25 protein-coding genes are annotated in these 26,125 nt (G+C 54.0%); 13 read left to right on the top strand and 12 right to left on the bottom strand.

Going from position 1 to position 26,125, the window contains the following annotated elements:
* Positions 1–160 precede the first annotated feature (160 nt).
* Positions 161–1,588, top strand: a complete 1,428-nt coding sequence (gene purB / locus C5Y96_RS15285; RefSeq protein ID WP_105355005.1) for an adenylosuccinate lyase — start codon at positions 161–163, stop codon at positions 1,586–1,588.
* A 64-nt stretch (positions 1,589–1,652) separates the two neighbouring features.
* Here the strand turns inward: purB and C5Y96_RS15280 are convergent, their stop codons facing one another.
* Together C5Y96_RS15280 and C5Y96_RS15275 are read right to left on the bottom strand one after the other, a co-directional pair.
* Positions 1,653–2,159, bottom strand: coding sequence for a Fur family transcriptional regulator (locus tag C5Y96_RS15280; RefSeq protein WP_105355003.1), 507 nt, complete (start codon positions 2,157–2,159; stop codon positions 1,653–1,655).
* Between the two features lie 268 nt (positions 2,160–2,427).
* Positions 2,428–2,706, bottom strand: a complete 279-nt coding sequence (locus tag C5Y96_RS15275; protein ID WP_105355001.1) for a flagellar biosynthesis anti-sigma factor FlgM — start codon at positions 2,704–2,706, stop codon at positions 2,428–2,430.
* 1,079 nt (positions 2,707–3,785) lie between these two features.
* On the opposite strand from C5Y96_RS15275, the gene C5Y96_RS15270 reads away from it, so the two are divergent.
* The 4 genes from C5Y96_RS15270 to C5Y96_RS15255 all read left to right on the top strand — a co-directional run bounded on the left by C5Y96_RS15270 (position 3,786) and on the right by C5Y96_RS15255 (position 8,299).
* A complete protein-coding gene (locus C5Y96_RS15270; RefSeq protein ID WP_105354998.1) occupies positions 3,786–3,998 on the top strand; it encodes a hypothetical protein in 213 nt (70 codons plus the stop codon).
* A 133-nt stretch (positions 3,999–4,131) separates the two neighbouring features.
* Complete coding sequence (locus C5Y96_RS15265; protein ID WP_105354996.1) at positions 4,132–4,380, top strand: ribosomal protein L7/L12; 249 nt, start codon at positions 4,132–4,134, stop codon at positions 4,378–4,380.
* Positions 4,381–4,498: 118 nt separating this feature from the next.
* Positions 4,499–6,109 (top strand): endonuclease/exonuclease/phosphatase family protein, encoded by a 1,611-nt coding sequence (locus C5Y96_RS15260; RefSeq protein WP_105354994.1) that lies wholly within the window; start codon positions 4,499–4,501, stop codon positions 6,107–6,109.
* Between the two features lie 174 nt (positions 6,110–6,283).
* Complete coding sequence (locus tag C5Y96_RS15255) at positions 6,284–8,299, top strand: hypothetical protein (RefSeq protein WP_105354992.1); 2,016 nt, start codon at positions 6,284–6,286, stop codon at positions 8,297–8,299.
* Between the two features lie 105 nt (positions 8,300–8,404).
* Here C5Y96_RS15255 and C5Y96_RS15250 read toward each other — a convergent pair whose 3' ends face one another.
* Complete coding sequence (locus tag C5Y96_RS15250; RefSeq protein ID WP_233198980.1) at positions 8,405–9,190, bottom strand: enoyl-CoA hydratase/isomerase family protein; 786 nt, start codon at positions 9,188–9,190, stop codon at positions 8,405–8,407.
* 497 nt (positions 9,191–9,687) lie between these two features.
* Between C5Y96_RS15250 and C5Y96_RS15245 the strand changes: the two genes are divergently transcribed.
* Entirely contained in the window at positions 9,688–11,220 is a 1,533-nt protein-coding gene (locus tag C5Y96_RS15245; protein ID WP_105354990.1) for a sigma-70 family RNA polymerase sigma factor, read from the top strand.
* A gap of 107 nt (positions 11,221–11,327) precedes the next feature.
* On the opposite strand, the gene C5Y96_RS15240 is transcribed toward C5Y96_RS15245, so the two are convergent.
* The 3 genes from C5Y96_RS15240 to C5Y96_RS15230 all read right to left on the bottom strand — a co-directional run bounded on the left by C5Y96_RS15240 (position 11,328) and on the right by C5Y96_RS15230 (position 12,595).
* Positions 11,328–11,618 (bottom strand): barstar family protein, encoded by a 291-nt coding sequence (locus C5Y96_RS15240; RefSeq protein WP_105354988.1) that lies wholly within the window; start codon positions 11,616–11,618, stop codon positions 11,328–11,330.
* Positions 11,615–12,184: a ribonuclease domain-containing protein gene (locus C5Y96_RS15235; RefSeq protein WP_105354986.1), complete on the bottom strand. Its 570-nt coding sequence runs from the start codon at positions 12,182–12,184 to the stop codon at positions 11,615–11,617. Before C5Y96_RS15235 ends, C5Y96_RS15240 begins: the two co-directional genes overlap by 4 nt.
* 96 nt (positions 12,185–12,280) lie before the next feature.
* Positions 12,281–12,595 carry a hypothetical protein gene (locus C5Y96_RS15230; protein ID WP_105354984.1) on the bottom strand — a complete coding sequence of 105 codons (315 nt, stop codon included), beginning with the start codon at positions 12,593–12,595 and terminating at the stop codon, positions 12,281–12,283.
* Positions 12,596–12,969: 374 nt separating this feature from the next.
* Between C5Y96_RS15230 and C5Y96_RS15225 the strand changes: the two genes are divergently transcribed.
* Together C5Y96_RS15225 and C5Y96_RS15220 are read left to right on the top strand one after the other, a co-directional pair.
* A complete protein-coding gene (locus C5Y96_RS15225) occupies positions 12,970–13,710 on the top strand; it encodes a DUF4956 domain-containing protein (protein WP_105354981.1) in 741 nt (246 codons plus the stop codon).
* Between the two features lie 25 nt (positions 13,711–13,735).
* On the top strand, positions 13,736–15,577 hold the full coding sequence (locus C5Y96_RS15220; RefSeq protein WP_105354978.1) for a CotH kinase family protein: 1,842 nt from the start codon (positions 13,736–13,738) through the stop codon (positions 15,575–15,577).
* A 74-nt stretch (positions 15,578–15,651) separates the two neighbouring features.
* Here the strand turns inward: C5Y96_RS15220 and C5Y96_RS15215 are convergent, their stop codons facing one another.
* Positions 15,652–16,050, bottom strand: a complete 399-nt coding sequence (locus C5Y96_RS15215) for a hypothetical protein (RefSeq protein WP_105354976.1) — start codon at positions 16,048–16,050, stop codon at positions 15,652–15,654.
* A gap of 295 nt (positions 16,051–16,345) precedes the next feature.
* Between C5Y96_RS15215 and C5Y96_RS15210 the strand changes: the two genes are divergently transcribed.
* On the top strand, positions 16,346–16,681 hold the full coding sequence (locus tag C5Y96_RS15210) for a hypothetical protein (RefSeq protein ID WP_105354974.1): 336 nt from the start codon (positions 16,346–16,348) through the stop codon (positions 16,679–16,681).
* A gap of 15 nt (positions 16,682–16,696) precedes the next feature.
* Here the strand turns inward: C5Y96_RS15210 and C5Y96_RS15205 are convergent, their stop codons facing one another.
* Positions 16,697–18,121, bottom strand: coding sequence for a hypothetical protein (locus tag C5Y96_RS15205; protein WP_105354972.1), 1,425 nt, complete (start codon positions 18,119–18,121; stop codon positions 16,697–16,699).
* Between the two features lie 193 nt (positions 18,122–18,314).
* Complete coding sequence (locus tag C5Y96_RS15200) at positions 18,315–19,784, bottom strand: porin (RefSeq protein WP_105355322.1); 1,470 nt, start codon at positions 19,782–19,784, stop codon at positions 18,315–18,317.
* A gap of 119 nt (positions 19,785–19,903) precedes the next feature.
* On the opposite strand from C5Y96_RS15200, the gene C5Y96_RS15195 reads away from it, so the two are divergent.
* From C5Y96_RS15195 to C5Y96_RS15180, 4 genes are all read left to right on the top strand, one after another.
* Positions 19,904–20,380, top strand: coding sequence for a YciI family protein (locus C5Y96_RS15195; protein ID WP_233198979.1), 477 nt, complete (start codon positions 19,904–19,906; stop codon positions 20,378–20,380).
* Between the two features lie 236 nt (positions 20,381–20,616).
* Complete coding sequence (locus tag C5Y96_RS15190; protein WP_105354970.1) at positions 20,617–21,024, top strand: hypothetical protein; 408 nt, start codon at positions 20,617–20,619, stop codon at positions 21,022–21,024.
* A 96-nt stretch (positions 21,025–21,120) separates the two neighbouring features.
* Complete coding sequence (locus C5Y96_RS15185; protein WP_105354969.1) at positions 21,121–21,480, top strand: hypothetical protein; 360 nt, start codon at positions 21,121–21,123, stop codon at positions 21,478–21,480.
* Positions 21,481–21,695: 215 nt separating this feature from the next.
* Positions 21,696–22,445 carry a tyrosine-type recombinase/integrase gene (locus tag C5Y96_RS15180; protein WP_158261251.1) on the top strand — a complete coding sequence of 250 codons (750 nt, stop codon included), beginning with the start codon at positions 21,696–21,698 and terminating at the stop codon, positions 22,443–22,445.
* On the opposite strand, the gene C5Y96_RS15175 is transcribed toward C5Y96_RS15180, so the two are convergent.
* From C5Y96_RS15175 to C5Y96_RS15165, 3 genes are all read right to left on the bottom strand, one after another.
* Entirely contained in the window at positions 22,417–22,971 is a 555-nt protein-coding gene (locus tag C5Y96_RS15175; protein ID WP_105354965.1) for a DUF4145 domain-containing protein, read from the bottom strand. The two genes, C5Y96_RS15180 and C5Y96_RS15175, sit on opposite strands and share 29 nt — an antisense overlap.
* Before the next feature lie 500 nt (positions 22,972–23,471).
* Positions 23,472–23,684, bottom strand: a complete 213-nt coding sequence (locus C5Y96_RS15170) for a hypothetical protein (RefSeq protein WP_105354963.1) — start codon at positions 23,682–23,684, stop codon at positions 23,472–23,474.
* 305 nt (positions 23,685–23,989) lie between these two features.
* Complete coding sequence (locus tag C5Y96_RS15165) at positions 23,990–25,972, bottom strand: ATP-binding protein (protein ID WP_114322184.1); 1,983 nt, start codon at positions 25,970–25,972, stop codon at positions 23,990–23,992.
* Between the last annotated feature and the right edge of the window lie 153 nt (positions 25,973–26,125).

Here is a 26,125-nt window from a genome sequence, read left to right as displayed (position 1 = left end):
CTTCCTCTCTTCCAGATCGGTTCCTGTCCCCGCAGTGTCCCATCGCCTCCCCCCTGCCCCGTCGCAATCTCCTGGTGAACATACCCTGCCGAGACGCCCCGTTTTCCGCTAAAATCAATCGGTTCAGACGCCAACTCGAATCCATACAAGGGAACTCCACGTGTCCTACGAACAATACGAAAACCCGTTGATCTCTCGGTATGCCTCGCGGGACATGAGCTTTTTGTGGAGTCCGCAGAAGAAACATTCCACCTGGCGGCGGCTGTGGCTGGCCCTGGCCGAATCGGAACAAGAGCTTGGGCTGTCGATTACCGACGAGCAGCTCGCAGCGATGCGGGCCAACCTCGACAACATCGATTTCGACCTGGCTGCCAAGCACGAAAAACGCCGTCGGCACGATGTGATGGCCCACGTTGAAACGTTCGCCGAAGCGGCACCGATCGCCAAGCCAATCATTCACCTGGGCGCAACCAGCTGCTTCGTGACCGACAACACCGACCTGATTCTTCTGCGAGAATCGTTGGAGCTGGTTCGCGATCGTCTGGTTCGCTGCATTTACATGCTGGCCGATTTCGCCAAGCAGTACCGCGACCTCCCCTGCCTTGGCTTTACCCACCTGCAATCGGCCCAGCCCACGACCATCGGCAAACGCGCTACGCTGTGGTGCTACGACCTGGTGTTGGACCTGGAAGAAGTCGAACACCGGTTGGCCCTGCTTCGTTTCCGCAGCACCAAAGGAACGACCGGCACCCAGGCCAGCTTCCTCGAACTGTTCCAGGGGAATCACGACCTGGTCAAGAAGCTCGAAAAGCGTGTCGCCGAGAAGATGGGCTTCGATCAGTTGTACGCCGTCACCGGCCAGACCTATTCGCGCAAGGTCGATACCCAGGTCCTCGACTGCCTGAGCGGCATTGCCCAGTCGGCTCACAAGATCGCCACTGACATCCGTATTCTGGCCCATCGCCGCGAACTGGAAGAACCGATCGAAAAGGATCAAATCGGCTCGTCGGCCATGCCGTACAAGCGGAACCCCATGCGCAGCGAACGCATCTGCGGGCTCGCTCGTTACGTGATCAGCAACCAGGCCAACGGTGCCAACACACTCGCCACGCAGTGGATGGAACGCACCTTGGACGATAGCGCCAATCGCCGCTTGAGCCTGCCGCTTTCGTTCCTAGGTATCGATGCCATCCTGATTATTCTGGCCAACGTTTGTAACGGGATGGTTGTGTACCCTGCCCTGATCAAGCGTCACCTGGCCGAAGAGCTGCCGTTCATGGCGACCGAAAACATCATGATGGCCGCCGTGAAAGCAGGGGGCGATCGTCAGGACCTGCACGAAAAGATTCGTGTTTACTCGCGCCAAGCGGGAGAACGCATCAAGCAGGAAGGGCTCGACAACGACATGCTGGCCCGTATCCAAGCCGACCCGGCATTCCCTGAATTCGACGCTGAAGAAATCCTGGAACCGCTCAACTACGTCGGCCGAGCCCCCGAGCAAGTCGACGACTTCCTGGCCGACATCATCCAGCCGATCCGCGATCGTTACGCCAGCGTCACGCTCGAGAACGAAGAGCTGAAGGTTTAATGTTGGATAACCTCGTATCCAGCCCCACCGCCCCTTCGGAGAGAGGGGACAAAAATCAGAACGCTTAGATCAAGTCGACGCGGCGTTTTTTGCGGCGCGACTTTTTCTGGCACTCTTCGCAGACACCATTGATGATGAAGCGGTGGCCGGTAGCGCGGAACTGGTGCAGGCGGGCAACTTCATCGCGAAGTTCCTTAAGTTCGGCACTTTGAAATTCGATCAACTGCTGACACTGAGTGCAGTACAGGTGATCGTGATCGGGGTAGCCGTAGTCGTGTTCATAGACGGCTCGACCACCGATTTCCATCTTTCGCAGCAGGCCCGCTTCGACCAGTTCGTTCAGCGTGCGGTAGACGGTCGGACGACTGACACGGTCCGAACCTTTACTATGGTGTGAAAGTTCGTCGATCAATTGATCGGCGTCGAAATGCTCGTGGTGGCTAAAAACGTGCTCGATGAGGATGCGGCGAGGCTGCGTGATTCGCTTTCCCTTACTTTTAAGGTACTCCTCGAACCGCTCCATCGGGGTAAGAGCTACGTCGACGGCTTCCAAAGCAAACGGATCAGACATGGGAATCTCAATAAGGTCAACAAGGTCATCGTCTTTATTGAGACTGAGTTGCTTTATCTATCTAATTGCAGTTTAAGAAGATACGCTACTTACGGGGCTTTCAGTCTCAATACGGAATTCTAGGCCAAAGTTCCCCTGCTACAAGCCCAGGTGGGGCCGATTTTGGCGAGGGAAACAGCTTGAGACGGGGCACAAAAAAAACGGGCAGCATCCGCTGAGGAATGCTGCCCGTTACGATTGATTTTCTAAGTTGTTTGATGCTGGCTAGTTAGCCGATTTCATCCAGCAGACGCTCCAGGGCCAGATCGAGCTTATCGTCGGTCAGGTAAGTCCCGTCGGCGATTTGAGCTTTGATCTGGGCAACTCGATCGGCGCGAATGTCCGGAATGTCCTTCACCTGGCTGGCGAAGTCGGCTTCGTGCGAAATGTCGAGTTCGTCCACGGTGTCGAATTGGGTGCGGCTGTCTACGGCCGGGGCCTGCGGTGCGTGGTGCGGACCTCGGATGGACTGTGCCGGGTGAACTGCGGTTGGGCCATTAATGTGCATGGTAAATCCTAACTCCCTTTGACGTCTTTCTACTTGAGTTGTGGGTTGATTGGGCCACTCAAGCGAGACGTCCCTAAAATCATGACCGGAATCGGAGGTCTGGGTTTTCCCTAATCGGTAAGCCTGGCTTCGTCAGGCAACCTGAGGGAGGCAGTTTCCCTACCTCGCAAATATAGTTCATTGGCGTCTTCCATGGTGCCGTATTCCGTGTCAGTAATAGCCATCCGTGTGAAGCAAGTGACTCACGGCGAAGAGTTTGTCAGGAAGTACCCTTCTTATCGACTTGCTAGCACTCGAGATTCAACCATCCTTGACTCGGTCTCGTTATGCAGTCCCTGGCAACGTCGCCGACAAGGCTGCCTCTTTCGGACCGGCGAAATAAACCGATTAAACGGCTTTTTCCGGCCCTTGGCAGAACCATCGGCGGCGAATACCTGCCTTGCGTATCGCACAATCGTTACGACTGGTCTACGCAAATGGTTTGCCAAAAATTACGGCGTTTGTCCCCCTGGCGACATTTTTTCGATGCTCCCAGGCAAACGAGCCCGAGAGTACGGCAATTGTCGAAACGGCTCAATCGCAATTGCGACCGTCGTGGCCTGAATCTTGAGAAATTCCGGTCCTCGCCTGGGGAATTCCTGGAATTATTTCCACATATCAGGAAACCAACCCATCGATTCGTACGTTAACTTTATGGAGGGAAGAGGGTCCTTTCCAAGATAGGCCGCTATTTCGTCTCAGATCTCACCCGATCAAGCGAATAAGACATTAGAGAGGATCACACTCACTATCGAGCAAGCAACCCAGAGGCAAACACAGACACCCCATACAGGGTAGTTCAATGCCCTCTGAAATGCCTTGATCGTGATTTTGAACCCCTTAAACATTCGCCTAACGTGATGGGATCCCACATTAGTCCTATTGCAAGGGTGAGCCTTTTTTACTAAATCTTAGAATCACGTGAACTCGCGGAGCCGAATTTACGTCTAGAATTTGAGTAGAGCACGCGTCAGTGCAGCGCAGGATTCGCTGCGGTCAGCTACAGGGAACGTAGCGAACTTTCCCCAGGGAGTTCGCTAATGAACGACTCGCTTTTCGATACCATGCAAATCAAGCTGGAAGACGCCCGAGACCGGGAAGAAGCCCCAATCATGGTAGGCCTCGCGCCTTACATGGAGCTTTCCCAGTGGATGGACCAACAGTTGGTCAAACTGCGCCTCGAATTTCACGATTTCGAGACTTCCAAATCCCAACGCCTTAGCGACTGGGCCAAGGTGGCTCCTCATTCGTAATCGAATTCGTTAGCGCCGCTATCCATTTATTCTTCCTCATATCGGCGTCCCCAAAGCTTTTAAAATGACCTAAACTTGGAGTGTCCCAAAAACTTGGGACACTCTTTTTGTTTCTTGATCCCCCAAGGCAATCATGACGCAAGAACAACCTTCTCTCGACCAAGTCAAACAGCAACTTCGTCAGGGACAGAAGATCCAAGCCATCAAGACCCTGCGCGAAGAATCAGGCATCGGCCTGAAGGAAGCGAAAGACCAGGTCGAGGCGATTCAGGCCAAGATGATTGCCGACGGCGAAGTCTTGCCCAAGGCCAGCGGATGTGCCGGAGCGATGATCCTGTTTGCTGCAGGCCTGGGTAGCTTCAGTGCCTGGATGCTGACCTGAACCAGCGTCCCTCATTTCCACTCAACGTCCAAAAGAGTGGCTTGCCCTTCGGGTTCATCCAGGTTTTATTGGCTACTGGCCTTTCTGCAAAACGGTTGATGAATTCCTGGGAATCTCAATGCATTTTAGTTGCACACCTCGCTGGCTTCTTCTGGTTGTTTGCCTGGTTGTTGTCCCGGCAAACGCTTCGGCAGACGACTCCCCTGCCCTGCGTGTGATGACCTGGAACATCTGGCACGGTGGTAAAGAAGATGGCCAACAGGTCGGCGTGCAGCGCGTGATCGACGTCATTAAGCATAGCCAGGCCGACGTGATCGCTCTGCAGGAAACGTATGGCTCTGGCGAGCAGATTGCCGAGGCTCTCGGTTATCACTTTCATCCTCGTGGAACAAACGTATCGCTGCTCAGCCGTTATCCGGTGGTGGAAGACATTTCGGTTTTCGAGCCGTTCAAATGCGCCGGGGCGATCGTCGAGCTTCCGTCAAAGCAGCGAGTGGCCTGCTATTCGATCTGGTTGCCGTTCGACGGCGAGATCTGGAAGCCTGGTACCCGTGATGTAAGCGACCAGCAGAAGATGCTTGCCGTTTGTCAGCCGTCGCATGATGACCTGCAAGCGATGTGGAAGCGGATCAAAGCGCGGCTCGCCGATGCAAAGTACGCCGGCATTCCAATCATCATCGCTGGCGACTTCAACAGCATGTCGCGTCTCGATTACATTCCGTCCGCTCAGGCCGACTACCAGGTTGCCATCGATTGGCCGACCAGTCGCATCCTGCCCAACGCTGGCTTTCGCGATGCCTGGCGCGAGCTGCGTCCGGAAGTCAGTCGTCGGCTCGACAGTACCTGGACACCCCGTTTTCCTGAACAAGAGCAAGACCGCATCGACTACATCTATTATCGCGGCGATAACCTGCAAGCGACTGACGTAAAGCGAATCGATACGCACGAGCAGAAGTTCCCATCGGATCATGCCGCAGTGGTTGCTCGCTTTGCTTTCCTGAATCCCAACAAGTCGACGCAGCGTCTGCGTACGGTTAGCTACAACATTCGCCACGGGGCCGGCAATAGCGGGAAGGTCGATCTCACGCGCACGGCGGCCCTGCTTCGCAATCTGTCGCCTGATATCGTCGGGCTGCAAGAGGTCGACAACGGCGTCAAACGTAGCGGCAACGAGAACCAGGCAGAGTCGCTCGGCAAACAGTTGGGCATGCACGCCGCGTTTGGCAAGTTCATGGACCTGCAAGGGGGCCAGTACGGCATGGGGCTGCTTTCGCGGCATCCAATCGAATCGATCACCAAGGTGAATCTTCCCAAGGGAAACGAACCGCGCGTGGCACTCGCGGCCCGCATCGCACTCCCTTCGGGTCAGAAGATCGTGGCGGTCAACGTCCACTTCGATTGGGTCGACGACGACACATACCGTTACGCCCAGGCCGAAGCGTTATCGAAGTACCTGAAGAGCCTAGACGTGCCGTACATCCTACTGGGTGACTTCAACGACGTCCGCGATTCGCGCACGCTAAAGCTATTGAGCGAGAACAGCATCGAAGCGAAGAAACCGCAAGAGCGCCGCCTGACCTGGCCTTCGGATAAACCAGAGATTGAAATCGACTTCATCTTCGGTTCGCCTGCCGCACGATGGTCGGCCCCGGTTTGCCGCGTGCTGGAAGCATCGGAAACTTCTGATCACTGCCCGGTATTCAGCGTACTGGATTTAATCGATCGTTAACACAATCGACAAGCAGCATCGCATGGTGCTCAATTCGCCCGACTTTTTCTTTGACACGAAGCAAGACGAATTCGAGAAAAACGTTCTCGTTTGCCGCGTCTAACGCCTAGACTAGAGTGTGTTCGCCCTTCCTTTTCCAAGACACACTCTTTTCCTCGTGGGACATTCGACGGCATGCGATTACCTTCCTTCATCGCTTATGCGGCGATCGCTTTCGGACTGTTGGCCTTTAGCCTTCCGGTTTCCTCGTATGGTCAAGCGTCGCAGCAGCCATCGGCGGAAGACCTCGCCAAGCTGTGGGATCGCCTGGCTCATCGTCAGCGGCCGATGCAGATCAGCAAGGCCAACGAGTTCGATTTAAGTGGGCCAGCGATCAGCAAGACAGTCGTTTCTCGCGATGGAGGTACGCTGCTGGTGCTAGACCAAGAGGGTGCTCTCGTCTTTTGGAATTTGAAAACAGGGGAGCAAATTTCCCGCATCGTTCCCGAACAGGCATCGCCGGACGCGGTGCTCGATATCGCCTACAACGGCACGTCCGCTGTGGTCGGCTTTCCCTCTGGCCTGATCCAGGTCTTCGTGGCGAGCCGCAGCAAACCATTGATCGAGTACAAAGCCTATAAGACACCCCTGCAGATGGTTCAACTATCCGCGGATCAAAACCGCGTGATAGCCGTCGATGGATTCGGCAAGTCGTTTGAAGTCGACGCCAGAGGGAAATCGAAGGGCTTCGAGTTTGGTCCCAGCGAAGACACCCCCGTGAAAAGCCTGGTCGCGGCCGGCGGTGGCCTGCAAAACTGGTGGAAGATCTACATCGACGACAACAACCAAGTCAGCGACGTCTACTTCGATGGTAAAGAGAAGCTGGAAAACAATATTGAACTCAAGCCACCCCATCGTATCGAGGCATCCGACGTTCGCTTTTTACTGGTGGGCCCCGAGCAGTTGGCCTGGTCGCAATTGGCTTTCCAAGGAGAGAACAAATACGAAGCGAGTTTCTCAAAAGTCGATTTCGAAACGCCCCTGCGTGACGCGGCTTTTGTCTTTCGAAAACCTTGGATCTGGACCTTATCGGACGAGCAGTTGGAACTGCGAAGCCTGGCCTTTGGCAACGTAGAGAAGACGGTTCAACTACCGGAAGATCTGCCTGCCAAGCATACGTATCTGGTGCCCAACGACGAAGCCATGGTCACGATCACTCCGGAAGGTCATGTGACGCGATGGAATGCTTATGTCGATATCGGAAATCCGCTGAATGAACTGGTGGATATGATTTCCATCGCAACGATCAATCAGCGATTCGACGCGTTGGAACTGATCGCCAAGAAGTGGAACGATCGGATTGATCACTTTCAAGACAGCGAACACGAAACGCCTTATTCGTTTTTGATGAGCATCGTCCAGCGGGTCGCACCTCGCCTGCCTGGTCACGAGGAAAGACCTTATAAGGCGTTTCATGATTGGATCGACAACAACCCGAACAATTGCCAGTTCACCCGCATCGCATTGTTCCGCCTGTACCTCGCCGCAGGCTACCGTGCTCGCGGTGAAGGCTTCGCCAACACGGTGACCGAAGAAGGTTGGAAAACGTTTTACGAAAACATGGAAAAGTCGTGGGAAGTCGCCGAGCCGCTGTTCGATCAAGACTACATCCCGGCCGAAGGCTACACCTGCGCGATCATTGCCGGTAAGAACTTGCAGTGGGATCGCGACGAAATCAACGGCTACCTGCGTGATGCGTTCGCCAAGTATCCGACCTACCATCGCACCTTCACTGAAGAAGCGGTCGCCCGCCTGCCACGCTGGGGCGGCAAGCCAGGCGAAACCGAGTACCTGGCACGTTTCACGGCCGACAAGATTGGTGGAGACGACGGAGACATTCTGTACGCTACGCTTGCTCAACATATTTCTCGATATGTGGGCTGGGACAACATCGATGTCGAAACAGGATTCTCACGCGAGCGAATCTTGAAGGGGCTTGTTGCGATGACCAAGACCACCGAGAACCGACGCACCATCCAACAGACCCTGCAGGTGGCCATCAAATGGGAAGACGAAGAAGCCGCCCGGGCCGCCGCCACACGCCTGGTCGAACTAATGGAAATTGGCCGAGAAGAACCTCTACCGAACCGGCAAGAAGTGATCGATAAGATCTACGAGCAGTACAAGCAAAGGGAAGCAGACAAGCCGTGAAGCTGGCCGTATGACGATCACCCCGTAAGACCTCTGTGTGGCACTGGCCAGTGCCACACAGAATACTGAGCATTCGCCAGTCTTACCCAGTCGAAGCGTAGCGTGTTACTTCCACTCCGGCTCTCGCTTTTCAACAAATGCGGCAAGCCCTTCCTTGGCGGCATCGGTCGTGCGACTGGTGGCACTGGCGGCGGCACCGAGTGAAATCAACATCTCGAGTTGTTCGCCAACGGTTTCGTTCAAATGCTTCTTGGTCAGTTGGATGGCCTGGGGTGCGGACTGGGCGATTTGCTTGGTCAGTTCGGCGGCGTAGGCCCACAGGTTCTTCGTCGGAACGATCTCGTCGTAGGCTCCGATCTGCACGCCTCGTTCGGCCGTGATTGTTTCTCCAGTCAGTAGCAGCCGGGCAGCGTGTCGTCCGCCGGTGCGGAAGTGCAATAGCGGCGAGCAAAGACCACTGACGATGCCACGCTTGGGTTCGGGAAAGCCGAGCGTTGCTTCGGGGCCAGCGATGGCAATATCGGATGCCAGGACCAGCCCTGCCCCGAATCCCATCGCAGGGCCATTCACGGCCGAGATGATCGGCTTGGGGAACTGCAGCATCAACTGAATCAGCTCGGCCAGGCTACTGGTATCTTGATGCCAGCGATCGAAGTTGTCGTCTTCCTGCACAATCGCGTTCATCTCTTCCAGGCACAAGCCAGCACAAAACGCCGAGCCAGCCCCGGTCAGCACAACAGCTCGCACCTTGCGTTCGCCATGCAAATCGCGAAAGGCTTGAATCAAGTCGAAGATCATGGCCCGCGTGAGGGCGTTGCGTTTCTCTTCTCGATGAATCGAGATCGTGCCGAGGTTTTGATGAACTTTGACGAGAATAGGGGGCTGAGACATCTTGATCACGAGACCGCACGGGAAAGGAGTCGAGAAGTGGACGAGTCTTTCATGGTAACAAGTCTGCCAAAGATCGGGCATCCTGTTTGTTGCCCCCTCTCCCCGAGGGGCGCGGGGACAGACGTTTTTGGGTGTTTACGTTTTGCAACAAAACCCCGGAAAAACCGTGCTCAAAACGAGCATTCAGGGGTTCCGATGGAACGAACTACGGGTTTTACCCGTCTAAAAGCATTGGCAGAGTCTTGGTTGGAGGCAGCGAACCAGGGTGAATTGATGGGTTTTGACCACAGGTTTTGAGACCCATTTGATGCGAATCGACAACATTGGCACACTCACCCGCGCATACCAAGAACGCCGTAACCAACAACTAATTATAGACTTAGGGCAATACCTTGGCGCGGGATTCTGCTTTTGGCATAGGTGCTGCAATTAACGGTGGCGTCGCCCGATCGTGCTGGTCACGGTCGCAAAAAAAACCACCGCAGGAGAACGCACCCATGACTCGCTCGCACGAAGCTTTCCGAGAAGACGACGATTTCGATTCGGTCTCGATCAACAACCTTTCGGTGATCAGCGACAGTTCGGACGACGACGATTCGGCTGAAGAAGTCAGCCAGGTCGACGACCCCGTTCGTATGTACCTGATGCAGATGGGCGAGATCCCCATGCTGACCCGTCCCGAAGAAATCGACGCCGCCACCCAAATCGACAAGTGGCGTGGACGCTTCCGCCAGGCAGTCATTGCTAACGACCTGATTCTCCGTCATGCGTTCGATCTGCTCTCGAAGGTTCGTGATGGCCAGCTTCGCTTGGACCGCACCGTGGAAGTCTCGGTGACCAATGCCAAGGAAAAGAAGCTGATCATGAAGCGGATCGTGCCGAACCTGATCACGCTGCAAGGGATGCTCGAAGCCAACAGTGCCGACTACCGCATCGCGATCTCGAAGAAGGCCAAGCTGGCCGAACGTCAGGCTGCCTGGAAGCGTTTGACCCGTCGCCGCTTGAAGGCCGTTCAGTTGGTTGAAGAGTTGAACCTGCGAACCAACAAGGTCACGCCGCAGTTGTCGAAGCTTCGTGAGATCTCGCAGCGAATGGACACCCTGCTGGAAAACATCGAACTGGCTCGCGAATATGGCGGTCACCTCAATGGCCAGTCGCTGGAAGACATGCAAAAGGAACTGCACGGTCTGATGCGAGTGACGCTGGAAAGCCCAGCCACGCTGCGTCGCCGAGTGCAGAAGATCGCCGAGTTCCAGGAAGAATACGATGCCGCCAAGCGTCGCCTGTCGGCTGGTAACCTGCGTCTGGTGGTTTCGATCGCCAAAAAGTATCGTAACCGCGGCCTGAGCTTTCTCGACCTGATTCAAGAAGGCAACACGGGCCTGATGCGAGCCGTGGACAAGTTCGAGCACGAACGTGGCTACAAGTTCAGCACCTACGCCACTTGGTGGATTCGCCAGGCCATCACCCGAGCAATCGCCGATCAAAGCCGTACGATCCGCGTTCCGGTTCACATGATCGATACCATGGGCAAGGTTCGTGCCGTCACTCGTGAACTGGTTCAGGAACTGGGCCGCGAACCATCGCCGGAAGAAGTCGCTCAGCGAATGGACATCTCGCTGGATGATGCCAAGGTCATCTGCAAGATGAACCGCAACCCACTCTCGCTCGATCAACCGGTCGGCGATCACGACGACAGCTTCTTCGGCGAGTTCCTGGAAGATCACCGCGACGACGACCCGCTATACGAAACGCACCAGCAAGCGTTGAAGGAACGTCTGGGCGAAGTGATGCAGCACCTGAATCATCGCGAACGAGAAATCATTCGCCTGCGTTACGGCCTGACCGATGGTTACGCCTACACGCTGGAAGAAGTCGGCAAGATCTTCAGCGTGACTCGCGAACGCGTTCGTCAGATCGAATCGAAGGCCGTTCGCAAGCTGCAACAGCCTTACCGCTCGCGTGGTCTGGCCAGCTTCCTGGAAGGTGCCGAAGACCTCATTGCTGCCGATGCGGCCGAAACCGCATAGGCAGGTAACCGCTTCTGAAAATTGGGTGTGTGAAAGGACGGACGGCTTGGCGACACTTAGCCTGCCGTCCTTTCGCCTTTTCTTGGCAGCTTAAGAAGGAAGATCCCCTATTCGACGATCTCGATCTTCAGATTGGGGTTCTCCTGGGAGGCCTCGTTGAGTACGTCCAGGATTCGGATGGCCTCCAAGTAATGATAAGGGTTTCCACACGACCAATGCCGCGGCCACACGATGCAGACAGGCTTGTTGATGTCTGCCGTCGCGCAGTCCCATAAAGCATTGAGGTTTCGACCAAACCAACCGGGAAATTCCAGCGAGTCTTGCAGGAACGTATACAGGTCTTCGATGGAATCGATGTCCGCCGGGACGACGATGCGTGTTTCCAGAGGCTCACTCATGGCTTGGTACGTACCTCTTGAAAGCTGCGGTAGTGATCGCGAGTCACGAAGATCAATCCATCGCTCGAGTAAACCAAACGTTCGGCACCGCGCGAGCCGCCGTGATAGTTCAAGTCGGCTTCAAAGTACTGGCGGCCGGGGGCATCGGGTAGTTCTCTTTCGCGATTCATGAACCGATCGCCGCCGATGCTTTTACCAGGGGCGACCTCGCGAAGGTTCCCTTCTGACGCATCCCAACCAAAATCGCGGGCCTTATTCTTGGTAACAAAAGAATCCGGTAGCGAGCCGTGCGCGATGATGTGCTCGACGATGGCGACTTCTTCCGCCCCTTGCAACACATCGCGGTTCCACTTGGCGATGTCGGAAGTCTTCTCCGATTTCGTCTCGGTTGTTGTCGTTGGCGGCTCGACGTTCGGCGTGATGTCGACCACTTCTCCTTGCGGATCGGCGGTCGGGGTATCGGCCTGGGGGGTCTTATCACCACTAAACCGTTCGACGAGCGCATTGATGCCAACGACACACAAAACGATGGCGAATACGATCAGTCGAAGCTTCAAACGGGACATCCCAGACTCCTTCATGGGTTGGGGCAGAGTTCATGCGAAAGGGGATTCAGCACTCATCAAACCATCCGGCAGCGAGCTGCTCAAGGGCATCGCCGCTTAATCGCTGCCTGCAGGATGGTCGTCGATCGGGGTAACTTTGCTATCAAGCACTTCGCTCTTCTCGCGCTGTTTGCGGCTCTCGCGAATCGAACCGCCCTTGGGGTCCATAAATGGCAAACTGATCCCCAGTTGAGCCAGCGAAGCGAAAAAGACCCCTGAAAAGAAGACCTCGTCCAGGTTGCCAATGCCAGGGATGTTGTCGGGGATCTCGATGAACCCGCCTGAGAGATTGGCCAGGTAGACGGTCGAGACGAGCAGGCCAAAGATAGCCAGGCAGCCACGTCTCTTACTAAAGGATTTTTCTTCGACCATAGAAAATTGTCGTCACAAGATGAGTGTATGCAGCGGTTGGCACCCCTATTGTAGACGCGTAGGAAACGCAAAAGCGATTCATTTTTTGCCTGGTTTGCTTTACGCAACGCGCCGGCTCGTCTCCCTCACACGTGGCAGGCAGCACAGCAGCCGGCCACATCTGGGACGAATTTTAAACTTTCTTCGCGGGGTACCGGCACTTCATTTCTTAACGTGGGTTTAACAGTAGATAGCCAGGAACTCATTCCAAGCGAAGCTGCGGTCTGCCGCAGATCACATCGCCATCTTTCGCACCGCATCCTGATTATCAATCGACCTGAAAGAGGATCATTCGGCCGACGGAACCCGAATGAGTACGAGAATTAAAGACGCTTATGGAATTCCTGGAAGTCCCACTGTTTGATACCGATCTTTTCAAGTTATTGGTCCGCTTTGGACTCAACTTGTTCTTCTTATCGTTGATTGTTGTGTTTGGGATCTATCCCAGCCAACGTCAGCGCGAGTTCGCTTTTACGGCGGTGATGCTGAATATCGTCGTCTTCTTCATCTGCTTCACGATGAAAAAGCTGGAACTCGATTTGGGCCTGGCGTTGGGTCTGTTTGCCGTATTCGGCGTGCTACGGTATCGCACCGACTCGATCCGCCCTAAAGAAATGACGTACCTGTTTATCGTCATCGGAATCGCCGTTATCAATTCACTGGCCAACAAGAAGACCAGCTACGCCGAAGTGATTTTGGTCAACTCGGTGATCTTCGCCAGCACGATGCTCAAAGAACGCGTCGTCGGATTAGCAGCAAAAAATGGCAAGCCAGAGGTTAGCAAAGACCCCGAAGAAACCTCGGCCAATGGCAACGGCAAGGAAAAAGAAAAAGAGAAGGACAAGGAAAACGGCAAGTCTTCCAAGAAGGACAAACTGCCCAAGTACACGATCGAGTACGACCGCTTGGAATGGCTAGGCGATACGCATCGCGAAACTTTGCTGGCCGATCTACGGCAGCGAACGGGTTTGGATGTCGCGCAGTTCGAGATCAAGTCGATCGATCTTCCCAACAACAAAGCCACGTTGACCATCTGGGTTCAACCAGCCAATCCCCCTCAAGACAGCGAAACCTAATCGGAACGACACGAAAGCTTTTGATATGGCACAACACTTCCGCCCCTGGGCACTCCTTTTGACGCTCGCCCTGTTTGCGACCACCGCCAACGCACAACCACCAGAAGGTTTCCGCGGACCCCCTGGCGGCCCTGGGGGATTCGGACCGCCTGGAGGTTTCGGCCCAGGTGGCTTTGGTCCCGGCAATCGAGAAGATCGCAAGCTGACCAAACAGTTCGATCACGACAAGAATGGCTGGCTCGATCAAAAAGAACGCGCCGAAGCACGCGTAGAAGCCACAAGCGAAACGGAAGAACGCCGCGGCTTTGGTCCTCCAGGGGGTCGTCGTGGCGGGGGACGTGGCGATCGGCCGGCACCGGATAAGGGTCCGCACGTGACGCCTACCCAGGTAAAGAATTACGGCGATGCCGACATGTATGACGCGAAAGTGCTGCGAACCTTCTTCCTGCAGTTCGAGAACGAAGACTGGGAGAAAGAGCTCGAAGACTTTCACGGCACCGACGTCGAAGTCCCTGCGACGCTGATCGTCGATGGCAAGACGTACAAGAACGTGGGCATACGCTTTCGCGGGATGTCTTCGTATGGCATGGTTCCGACTGGCCTCAAGCGGTCGTTCAATGTTTCGCTCGACCTGGCCGACAAAGATCAAGAGCTCAACGGCTACCAGACATTCAACCTGTTGAACTGTGCCGGCGACGCTTCGCTGATGAGCACGGTGCTGTACTCCCACATCGCCAGCGACTACATTCCGGTTCCCAAGGCCAACCACGTGCAGGTTGTCATCAACGGCGAAAGCTGGGGCATCTATTGCAACGTGCAGCAGTTCGATAAGACGTTCATCTCCGAGCACTTCGATCCTTCTAAGGGAACGCGTTGGAAGGTGAGCGGCAGTCCCGGCGGCGATGGCGGCCTGCGTTACCTAGGAGAAGATCTGGAAGAGTACAAACGACGCTACGACATGAAGTCGAACGACGGCGTCAAAGCCTGGGCAGCGCTGGTCAAGCTGTGCCGGACCCTTAACGAAACACCGCTCGACAAGCTGCAAAGCGAGTTGGAACCGATGCTCGACATCGACGAGACGCTCCGCTTTCTGGCGCTCGACGTGGCCTTGGTCAATAGCGATGGCTACTGGACGCGTGCCAGCGATTATTACTTGTTTCTCGACAGTGAAAAGCGGTTCCATGTGATCCCACACGATATGAACGAAGCCTTCGAAGGGGGCCGCAGCCTGGGTCGTGGTCCCGGTGGACCTGGCGGCCCGCCCCCTGGCATGGGTCCTGGCGGTCCTGGCGGCTTTGGTCCTCCGCGCGAAGGAGATGACCAGCGTCGGCCGATGCGGGAAGGGAACCCCGAAGATCGCGCCCAGCGAGAGCGAGGAGGCCCAGGCGACTTCGGGCCTGGTGGGTTTGGCCCCGGTGGCTTCCCGCCCCCTGGCTTTGACCCTGGCAATGTTCCTCCAGATCAACAAGGACCGCCTCGCGGTCGACGTGGTTTCGGTGGCCCTGGTGGTCCCGGTGGCCCGGGACATGGCGGGCCCGATCTCGATCCACTGGTCAACGTCGACAATCCTCGCATGCCTCTTCGCAGTCGTTTGCTGGCCATCCCAGCGCTTCGCGAAAAGTACCTGGGTTACGTTCGCGAGATCGCCGAGAAGTCGCTGGCCCCGGAAGCGATCGACCCGGTTCTGCAGCAGCACGCCCAGTTGATTGCCGAGGTGGTTGCCACGGATACTCGCAAGCTCGATACGCTCGAAGCCTTCGAGCAAACGACGTCGCTGAAGCCAGAGCAGGACAAACCTTCGCTGAAGAAGTTCCTGCACGAGCGCCGCGAGTTTCTGCTGAACTACAAGGCTCCGCCGCTGAAGTAGGCATAGCTGAGCATCAACAGCATGACAACAAGATCCCGAGCGGCTACCAAGATCGCTCGGGATTTTATGCACGGTCAGTGGATCTCGATTCCATTATCTTTCAGCCACTGGATCGCTTCGTCGCGCCTATCGACAATCTTAGTCAGCAGGGCCGGATCGTTGGTGCTGGTATCTTGGGCCCAGACTTCCCACACGATGGTATTGGCTCGCCCGTGCGTTGGTGCGATAACCACAATCAATTGTCGCCCGTGGGTTTGTGAGAACTCGCGGTCTTTCTCTCCCAGATATCGCATCGTCTTGTGCGAAGCTTGAAAGTCGCGGACATCGGTTAAGTCGACCAACTGAAACTGCAAACCTTCCGGATATTCGTGGCTATATAACTCCACATCCGATTCCAACAAATCTTCGTCAGTCACCACGCCGGAATGTGCCATCAAAACGCCGTTGCTGTAGAAGACTAAATTGACTGGCATTCTGCCTGGCTTTCTCTGTCGACAAATCGCTTAGGACACGAATTATCAGCCCATTACTCGATTTCTATCAAGCTTTGCGATGACCATTAGACAGGAAGCTTCTAGGGAACTCAATCCAAGATCCCTATCTCCTCGGCAAGATTAACTACGCACCCGATGCACACGTCGCATTTGCTAGACGGCAGTTTTCCGCAGAGGTATATTCCGAACTTCCGTCGCATGAGAACTTGAGCGACAAGCGTCCAGGCACCCCTTAGCACCTGCGATGCCTCTTTCCTACGTTGGAGATTGAATCATGAGCGGGATGATTGCGAAGTCTCAAGTGCCGGTGATCCATCGCGGCCAATTGCCGGCCGATGTTCAGGCAGGCATTGTCGCTTTGAAGAACATGATCCGCAGCGGTCGCGGCGAAACGTTCAACAATCGCAAAGATGTCAAAAACGCGACCGGGCAACCGCTACCCAAGCTCGATCAAGGGTGCATCTACATCGAAGGTGACGTCGGCCGAGGCCGAATCGACCGAGGCAAACGCCGCCTGGTCGCTGAGATCGTCGAAACAACGCGGCAAGTCCGCGAGATTTACTTTTCAGACGAGCACTATTTGAAGGGGAGCTTTGTGCGGGTTGTATGAAGGGGATAGCGCGAACTAACCGACAGCGCTCTCGTGTCGCTGGAGGTTCGCCTTGTAGAAATGTGAGTTGATCCAAGCCACCAATACTGCCAGACCCACAGCGCCGATCATTAGCGCCACGGCTGTGCCCAAGGAATGCAGCAGTTCAGGAGCAAGCAAGATGATCACTCCAAGAAGCAACATCATGAATCCGGACAACAGCTTGAGAAAGCGTCCCTCGTGCTCCTGCAGTTTGCGAGCACCAAGCGTATAGGTGAACACGACCACGATGATGCCCAGGGGAATGACATAGATCATGTTGTAGAACGCGAGGTAGCCGTAATAGCTGGCCGTCGGCAGTTCCCTCAGCGTCAAGACTCGCGTGTACACCATCGGAAATCCGGCCGTACAAAGCAGCTCATACGTATTGGCTGCGGCGGCAAGTGCCATCGTCCCCAAAAGCATCGGCCACATCTCCGTTGCCCCAAGCAAGTTTCTCATCCGTTGAAAGAGCCCAGGCTTGGCACTTTCAGGAATCGAGAGCGATATTCCTTGTTTCCATGCAAAGTAGTCTTTGATGTTGATCAACGCCACGAAAATGGCCACCAGGCCGGCTCCCGTGGTAATCCATGTCAGATGACCTGCCAGTACAAATACATTCAACCATGCTGCCATAAACAGGAAGTAGAACAGCCCCGAGAATAGAACGAAAATCCCTCCGACCCAAAACATTCGAGCGCGGCTGCGGGCATGGATCAACAAACTAAGAAGTGACAACAGAACGAAAAACGCGCACGGGTTGAACGCATCGCAGCCAGCCAGAATCAGGGTAAACAGAGGCAACGACAGCGAGTCGACATCTACCTCGCTGTTCCAGGGCAACTCTACCACTTCATTCTCGGCGGAATCGAGTTCAGGGAGTTCCAGAACCAATTCAGCTGCAGGCTCCTCTTCAACTTGATCTTGTGGAGCCGGAACGGGATCTGGGGAAAAGGCCGCTAGATGGATTCCCCACGTTGGCGACGCAGACGAGGCCGTCGGAATTTGTTTCTGGAGTACGTCGTGGCACTTGATCAGTGCCGACTCAATTCGCTGCCCTGTCGTTGATTCGCTGCCGAATCCCAGCGTCATCTGTCGACAGTAAAAGAACGCCGGCACGGAACCGGCTTGCCGTTTCAAGCTCGAGGCCATCCGACGATAAAGTTCCAGATTACCCGAATGATGAGAGGTCTCGTACTTATGCACCTGGAGCCATGGGTGACACTTCCCCAGTTGTTCTGCAAACTTAATTCCATCTTCGCAGTGGGGACATCCGTCGCGGTAGAACACGAACAGATTGACTTTCACCTGGTGGTCTTGATCGACCTCGTACCAATTCCATTTGAATTGGTCGTCCGCCCTGGCACCCATCGATGCCACGCCCAGGCACAGCAACACGCAGAAATAGACTAAGTATTTCATGGCTATCTCCCATCGATTGGTTCCACGAAAATCAACTTTGTCTCTTAATAATTATACACCATGCGATTTTCTCAGCAGATAGTGTCGACCTTGACTCGAGAATGGTGGATTCACCGATACCCCAGACATTCCCCAGAACGCCCTCTGGACAAGCCTGCCCCACTCGGCCGACTAGAGAAATGCTTCCGGCCCGTTAGAACTCAGCCTGGAACTGCGTGCGGAAAAGATAGCCGTCGTCGCCGACCAGGATATCGCTCGAGCGGTTCAACAACGGGCTACCGTCGAGCGCGGTCACGTCAAACGTGATCTTCAGCTTGCTGGTCTCGGTGGGATACCAGTTCATGCCGGCGGCGTATTCCGAGGCATCGCCGTACTCGCCGCTGACGTGAGAGTAGCGCAGGTTGACGTCGAGCTTTTTCGCGATCAGAAAGCGTCCCCCTTCGGCATAGTAACCGTGCTGAAACAGCGACGTGACCGGCAGGGCTCCGTTCCCTTCCATCTGGTTGATCCAACGCAGGAAGACCTCGGCATCGAAGCTCCAACCGTGCGACTTCCAAGCGAAATCGAGCCCGTACAGAACGACGTCGAAGCTGGAAACGATCACGCCTGGTGCGATGGCCCCGGTCTCGGTCAGACGCGTGCCGTCGGAAAGCCGAATGAAGTCGGCCTCGCCCAGGGGAACTCCGAGCGTATCGCCACTGTTGGGCGAGTAAACGAACGAATGGCCAAAGCGAATGAGCGACCCATCAGTGCAATTGTAGTCGACAATCTCGCCGCCGAAGTCCCCCCAGGGATCGAAGTAGTTCGTCGCGGCAAAGGTAAACTGTTGATCGGAATCGGCGATGGGAACATTGGTTGAACTGTACCCGTTGCCGACCATCACTTCGTAATGGATCCCTTCGCCCACGTTGCCGACGCCCCACACGCCGACCGTTCGATCAGGCCGGAAGAAATCGTTCGCCATCGGGCGATCCGCAAAACGCGTACGCCGGGCTGACATGAGCCACTGACGCGAGCCGGGCACTTTGCGTTTGCCAACTTGCACCTCGAACAGATCACTGAACTTCCAGCCCCAGAAGTAGTCGAAGAAGTCGACGACGTGACCACCGTCGGTGTCTCCGTCCATCTGCAGAAAGTAGGTCATCCGCTTGTCGATAGCAAAGCCAGACAGAATCAGGCGGCCCCGTTCCAGGTCGAACGCGTTGCGATTGCGTATGGGGCGAGTGATACCGGCGTTGTCGGTCCACGTGGTCGCATTGCGGGCAAACGCGTGGTGTCGAAACTGAACCCAGCCGTTCACCTTCAGTTCAAACGGATGGGCTTTTGGATCGAAAGGGCGCAGGACAATCCCGCGATCGTAGTCGACGTAATAGTTGAGCTTAAAAGACTTCGGCGGATCGCTATCGTCGCACTCCGGCGTCCACGGCACGTCGGCCTCGAGCGGCAATCTAAGTGGCGGCGGGCCGGCGTTTCCGCAGGCTTCTGCCGAGAGAAACTCGGATCCGCAAGCGATTGACGAAGGAATCGGCCAATCGGCCTGAGGTGGCAACGAAGGTGCAACGTAAGCAGGACCAGCCGGGTCAGGCAGAAGCAGCAAACCATCCGAGACCGGTTCTGCCTGCCCCCAAGACGCCACGGCGATGGCGAGGCACAACGGAAGCACGGCAAATCTCAAGATCGAGTTCAACGGCTCCCCTCAAACGAGCTAGCACCCAGCAAGCTGACGAATATCGACGCAACTAAGGTTCTATCGTATCGATTGTAACGACGACTTCAGTCAGAATGGGGGAGACAAACGGGAATGTCGCAGGTACTTGCCGCTGCCAGCGGCAAGTCAGCCAGGCCGCCGAGCTTCCTGAAAGCCAAGTGCGTCACCGAACGTACCGCGAAGCGCAAACACCTTACCGAAAGAAGATCATGACCAAGTACCTCATCTCCTTCCCCAGCGCTGCCATGCAGGTTCCGGCCAACGAGATGGAGGCCGTTAGCGAAGACTCCCACGCCGCGATCCGCCAGGCGAAGGAAGCAGGCGTCTACGTCTTCGGCGGAGGCATCGACGAGTCGGTCCCACCGGTGCTGGTATCGGCCGACGGCACCACCGCCCAGGGAGGCTACCCCTGGGCCCCACCGATCAACGGCGGCTTCGCGGTATTCGAAGTACCCACCCGAGAAGAAGCCATCGCCTGGGCTGCCCGTCTGGCGAGAGCTTGTCGGTGCGATCAAGAACTGCGGGTGTTTGGGTTTGATCCGGAGTCTTGACGCCGGCGGCGTCGCGAAGCCCGTAGGCTGGGTCGAGACCCAGCAGTATCTATCCGCGAAAAGAACATCACCGGCAAATCAAGTCTGTCAAACAACACGTCGAAGATACCTCCATTTAGGATTAGCGGATGAAAGGATAAGCTGCCGATTCATCGCCGCTGGGTCTCGACCCAGCCTACGCTACCTATACAAAGATACTTCGTACGAAGTTGGCTTCGAGAATAAGGAAAGCACAAATGAGTATCGCATCCTATTTCTTCATCGGAACAGACGATGAAGCCCAAAGAAATGATGGGCTCGAAGGTAGTCCGGCGGACCATCGAGCAGAGTTCTACCGTGTAATGGATACAAGCATCAAACCAATCTATACGATTCTGACCGGTGAGAAATCTCCCAGCTTTGAGCCTGTTGTAATGAATGATGACTTCAGCCAAATTACCTTTCTGATTCCAGAGAAGTTCGTCCAAGCTGCCGCATCAATCGAGCCGGACAATCATGTCGAAATCTTGAAGGCATGGAAAGAGACGGAAGACGCACCATACGACAACGACAAGGACCTGACCGATCTACTCGCCGCCCTGGCGAAACTGTCGAGGAAGGCAATAGAAGACAAGCAGAATCTCTATCTATGGAACTGCCTGTAGCTTCTCAGGCTGGGTTTCGCCCCTGCCTACGCTACTTCGCAACATCAACAATGATGAACCAGGCATACACTTGGCTAGCTTCCCATGGATTGAACGATGGACTCCGCCAAACTGTACGACTTCCTGCTCCAAGCTCAGAAACGCAACGCGCCGTTGGTTTTGACATTCGACGACGGTGACAAATACGCACTCGACAATGTTGACTTGGGTTTCAGTATCGCTGACCGCGAAGGCCTTCGTGAAACCGAGCCTTTGGTGGTTGCATTCGACGACTGCGTCAACGAATCCAACAAACGTTTGCAAGCGAATGCCGATGGCAAGCTAAAGACGCCTGGTGTTTATTGGACATCCACCGAACCTGCTTACCCGGTAAATATGGAATACACCATCGAAAACGTCGTTACTGTTTGGGATACCGACAAGGACTACGTCGTTTACGATAGGAATGTGAATTGAACCCACTGATCTAGCCACTTAAAAAACGGATGGGCTCGATCTTTCAACACATTGCCGACGACTCGTTAGTTGCCGAGGATGCTTCGTAGCTACCAACGGATTCAAGCCAGGGCACTGTAACCAATCCTCTTATCCCCGAGCCCCGCATGGATACCGCATCTAGAATCAGCTACTTCCAGGCCCAGCTGATCAAAAACAATGCTCGCCCTGCTACCGTGGCCCGTCACCTTCGCCACCTCAAGTCGGTGTTGAACTGGGGCAAGGACGTCGGGCTCATTAATCGCGTTCCTAAGATCAAGATCCTCAAGCAACTGAAAGGGGCAAAGCTCATGCGCGGGCGTCCTCTAACAGACGAGGAATTTCAGCGAATGCTAGACGCTGTGCCAGAGGTGGTGGGCGATGACCTGGCAGAAGGATGGAAGTATTTTCTTGAGGGACTGTGGTGGTCTGGCCTCAGGGTCAGCGAAGCCATCAACCTCTACTGGGATCGCCGCGACCGCTTGTCCGTTGATTTCAGCGGGGAATATCCGATGTTTCGGATCCTGGCGGAGTTTGAGAAGGGAAAATGGGATCGCATTCTGGCAATGGCCCCTGAGTTTGCCAAGTTCCTTGAGCGAACACCTATCGAAGACCGAAGCGGAAGAATCTTTGAGCCAGCAGGAATCAGCATCGAACGGCAAAGGACACACTTTTCGAAGCGTGGAACATTGATCGGAAAAGCAGCAGGGATCGTGGTAGAAACCGATCCAGAAACCGGAACCAAGAGATATGCAGGGCTTCATGACCTGAGACGGTCATTTGGCGAGCGTTGGGCACAAAGAATATTGCCCCAACAGCTTATGGAGTTAATGCGACACGAATCGATCGAAACAACATTGAAGTTCTATGTAGGGGCCGATGCAATGAGAACTGCGAGAGTGATTTGGGGGCACAGGGTTACGTCGGAGGAGCGTCCCTCTTCGTAATAGCATCTCGTTTCGATTGCGGGAGGCTGGTAAAAATGTCGGAAACCTCTTTGGGCTCAGAAATCATTTTAGCGGCGACGAAATTGACGAGCCGAAATAGGGTCGTGGCCGTATCGCGGTTATCACGAAGATCGATCGTGCCTGGGTGAACCGCATCATTTCCGATTACTCGGACGCTATCTAGTGCCATTTGAACCGAAGGGGAAAGCCCATTTGCAACGAGTGCTTTAATATCGTCGTTGATGTTTTTTCCTGGTTGACCTAGGTGAATACATAGCTTCTGGATCGCTAAACGAAGCAAGGCCGCAGCGCCGCGCGGTGACCGCCCAAGGATGGAACGGGCCTCGTCAAAATCCTCTCGAATGTCATCGGGAAGGTCGCCGTTGGGAAGTTCCGCTGTGCTAATGTCAGGGAAGATGACGTTGGAGTTGTACCAAAAAGCTGGTTCGCTGCAATGGAAGCAAAACGAGACGGCGAAACCAGCAAGATCGTACTGCGAAAGGCCACGGCCTACGTTAACTTCCATTTTTACTGCTCCCCATTCCTGTTGGGCCAGGACCTGACAGTGTGGGCAGTTGAATGATTTTTCGTAGTAACGCGGAGGCTTGTATGTTGAAGTCATTAGCTGGGCCAGTTCTGTAGGACCGTAATAAACTAAACCTTGACTGAGGTGACACTTTGGGTGACACTTACATCGCGAGAGAAGTTCGTCCCATAAGGGGTAGAACCGTAAGTCTAGCAAAGAACACTAGTTAGAAAAAGTACCAGAGGGGGGAATCGAACCCCCACTCCCTTGCGGGAACTGGATTTTGAAGCAATAGTGCCCCTTCTGGGAGAAAGATTGCAACTTCTTTAAGAGCAACGCTTTAAAGCGATTTTCGCTCACCATCAGGCGGAGTCTTTACCCCTTTTCTACCCCCGCTCTACCCCTTTTGTACCCCTTGGAAGAATGAATTCAAGTTGTTTTCATCTTAGGACCATGGAAACATTGTCAGTTAAGGCAGATTGAGTTGTCACCAGTCGCCCCTATTCGCTTGTTTCCTCTTGGATCGGGTAGTCATCATCCCAGCGCGCTCTGTAGGAGGCCAGCAAGAGTCCTAGAATCTTCTTCGACTCCTTCGCACGATACTGTTCGTACGCATCGTCAGAATTTAAGAGTTCCGCAATTCGATCTCTAAGCTCTCCGATTACCAGTTCCCAATCAATACGATCACCTTCTTTCCCGTTTCCATCGCTCATCGCCTAAAACCTCGATCGCTAAAACTCTGGTCGTGGCAGATATGCACGACCAAATAAGACACTTTTACTTTGCCCCAACGACTGAATTGGGGAATTCCAACTCTTGCTGTTTACTTCTCTTTCTTGTTGGCAAATCCGAGAACCGCACCACAAGATTTGCAATAGATCATAACCAATTTCGTTCCAAGAAACGTTTTTGTCATAGCGGAGAATTCCTTCTTACCGCACTTAGGACAGCAAGGATCGGGACTACTATCGTTTGTCGACATCAATAACCTCACTTAAAACAAGACTCTAACGGTCGCTTAATCTTTGATAAACTTCTCAATCAGCTCGCTTAATTCCGTCGGAATTTTTTCCGATCGAATTGACATCTCTTTGATAATTGCATTTTCAAGATAAGGCGACTGCCCAATGCTGAGTTTTTTGGCGAAGTTCCTAAGCAATTCTTTACCAGGAAACAAAGTGTTCCAATTCCCAGAAACCAGCGATGTCCGAATTTCTTCACGACACGACTCGTATAAATCATCAAAATCGTGACCCGACAAACGCTGATTTAGTTCCGAGACGGCATCGCCTGCCTTTCCGCTTAGCGCGGTCTTTAACTCAGCATCTTTGCCATTCCAACTGTTGCTCAATGGATCAAACGAAACAGCCTCTTTAAACAATTTTGCAACCGTAAAATCTTCGGGGCGAAATTTGTAGTTGAGTCGAAAACTAACCATGTCACGCAAGACGTCTCCTGCCATCTTACAAGCAATTGCCTTCAGCTCATCACCTACTTGATCTGGTGACAACTGCTGATGAAACAACTCTTCAAGCACAACTGAAATAATGTCATCGTCGAGCAGGTAGTTTTCAATCTCATGCCTCTTGAGTACGTGTATTTTATCGCCGCTCCTTGCCTCAATCGCTCTAACCATTTCATCTGGCATATAATCACGATCTCGAATTAGAAAGAACTTGCAGAACGCGACATCCGCTTCCAACAGACTCAAGACCGATCGATTTATGCGTTCAATCTCTGAACATCCACTTGCAGGAATAAATTTAATTTCCTTACTGTGTTGGGGAAACAATCGCGAGAACATCTTTCGATCCGCGCTCGAATTATGTCCTTCCGTGAAGATCATTGCCTTAGCAAGTCCAATGTAGCCAGAGTAACCGAAGAAATCCCTTAAGCACGAGAGCGCTGGCTCCTCATCTGTTCCGCGTATTATCTCCGCTTTCTTCGTCTTATTTTCTCGTTGAATGAACCAGACGCGATCTCTTCCAGCCTCATCAATAACATCAGCGCTTTGAGTTGCCAGCCAAATCTGATTCCCTGATTTCAACTGCTGCATCGTACGCAAGAGAACCCTCGCAAGACTTGGATGCAAATGTAACTCTGGCTCATCAATCATAATGATGGCATCTTCAACATTGTGCCGCTCAAAGAAACACAAAGTGAAAAACACTTGCTTTTCGCCAGAGGAAAGGTCAGAAAACGGAATCGTCTCACCTGAAGGAATGCGAATGAATAGATCACTCGGCGCGCTCTCGGGCTTTCGGACGAAGCTGTAGTTCGGAAACACTTTTGAAAGAACATTGCCGTATGTATCCTCCGGATACGGTGGCAACTCATCCTCACTCACGTTCGCATTTCGTTGGGCCTCTGAATAAGCCCCTAGTTGTAGAATGTAGTCATGGCGCCAAGCAATGAGAAAATCCAGCATGTCAGCGAATTGATCCGCTTCTCTCTGAAAGGCAAACCGGCTCACGTATGAAGGCTGAATGTACTGCTGATATTGAAATAACTTCTTAGCGTAGTCGTAGTTTTCCTTTTTAAACGACCGCTCAGGACCAAGGTAAAACCCCAAAGGTCGATAGTAATCTCCCTTCAGTGACTTCGTAACAAGGTTGTGAATCTTATTATGAAGAACTTGATTCTTGTCATACTCACCACCCTCAAATTTGAAGCTGCGATAGTATGAGCGGTGCTGATCGAGATATTCAAAAGCCTCCGTTTCGCCGCCTCCCGAAATCGTTTTGATCAACTCAATCTCCGAAGGCAACAGACCGATACACACCTCGAAAGATGACTCGGGGGCCGTCCGATTTACCGAGTATGTTAGACTCCAAGACGTTGCAAGCGTCTGTGAAATCAATTCCAAGACACTGCTCTTTCCGCTCCCATTCGGCCCTGCAAAAACGATTAGATCAGAAGACTGCCTCGGCGCGGAGAATGGCCCAATTTCAAGGCCTTCGATATGTCGGTACTTACGGATATTTAGGTGCTTAATGTACATAGCGATTTTTCTAATTGAATATCATCACCGGACCCCGCACATCTTACTGCCTATTACCACCTTGTAAATGTGATTCGCACAAAATAAATAAGCGTCGATGGTTTCGATCCACGAACATCGAACATGGGCTCCACCCCTGCCCCTGTGCGCGCG

Source organism: Blastopirellula marina (genome assembly GCF_002967715.1).
GTDB classification, from domain to species: domain Bacteria; phylum Planctomycetota; class Planctomycetia; order Pirellulales; family Pirellulaceae; genus Bremerella; species Bremerella marina_B.
This window is presented reverse-complemented; position numbering and strand designations above follow the sequence as displayed.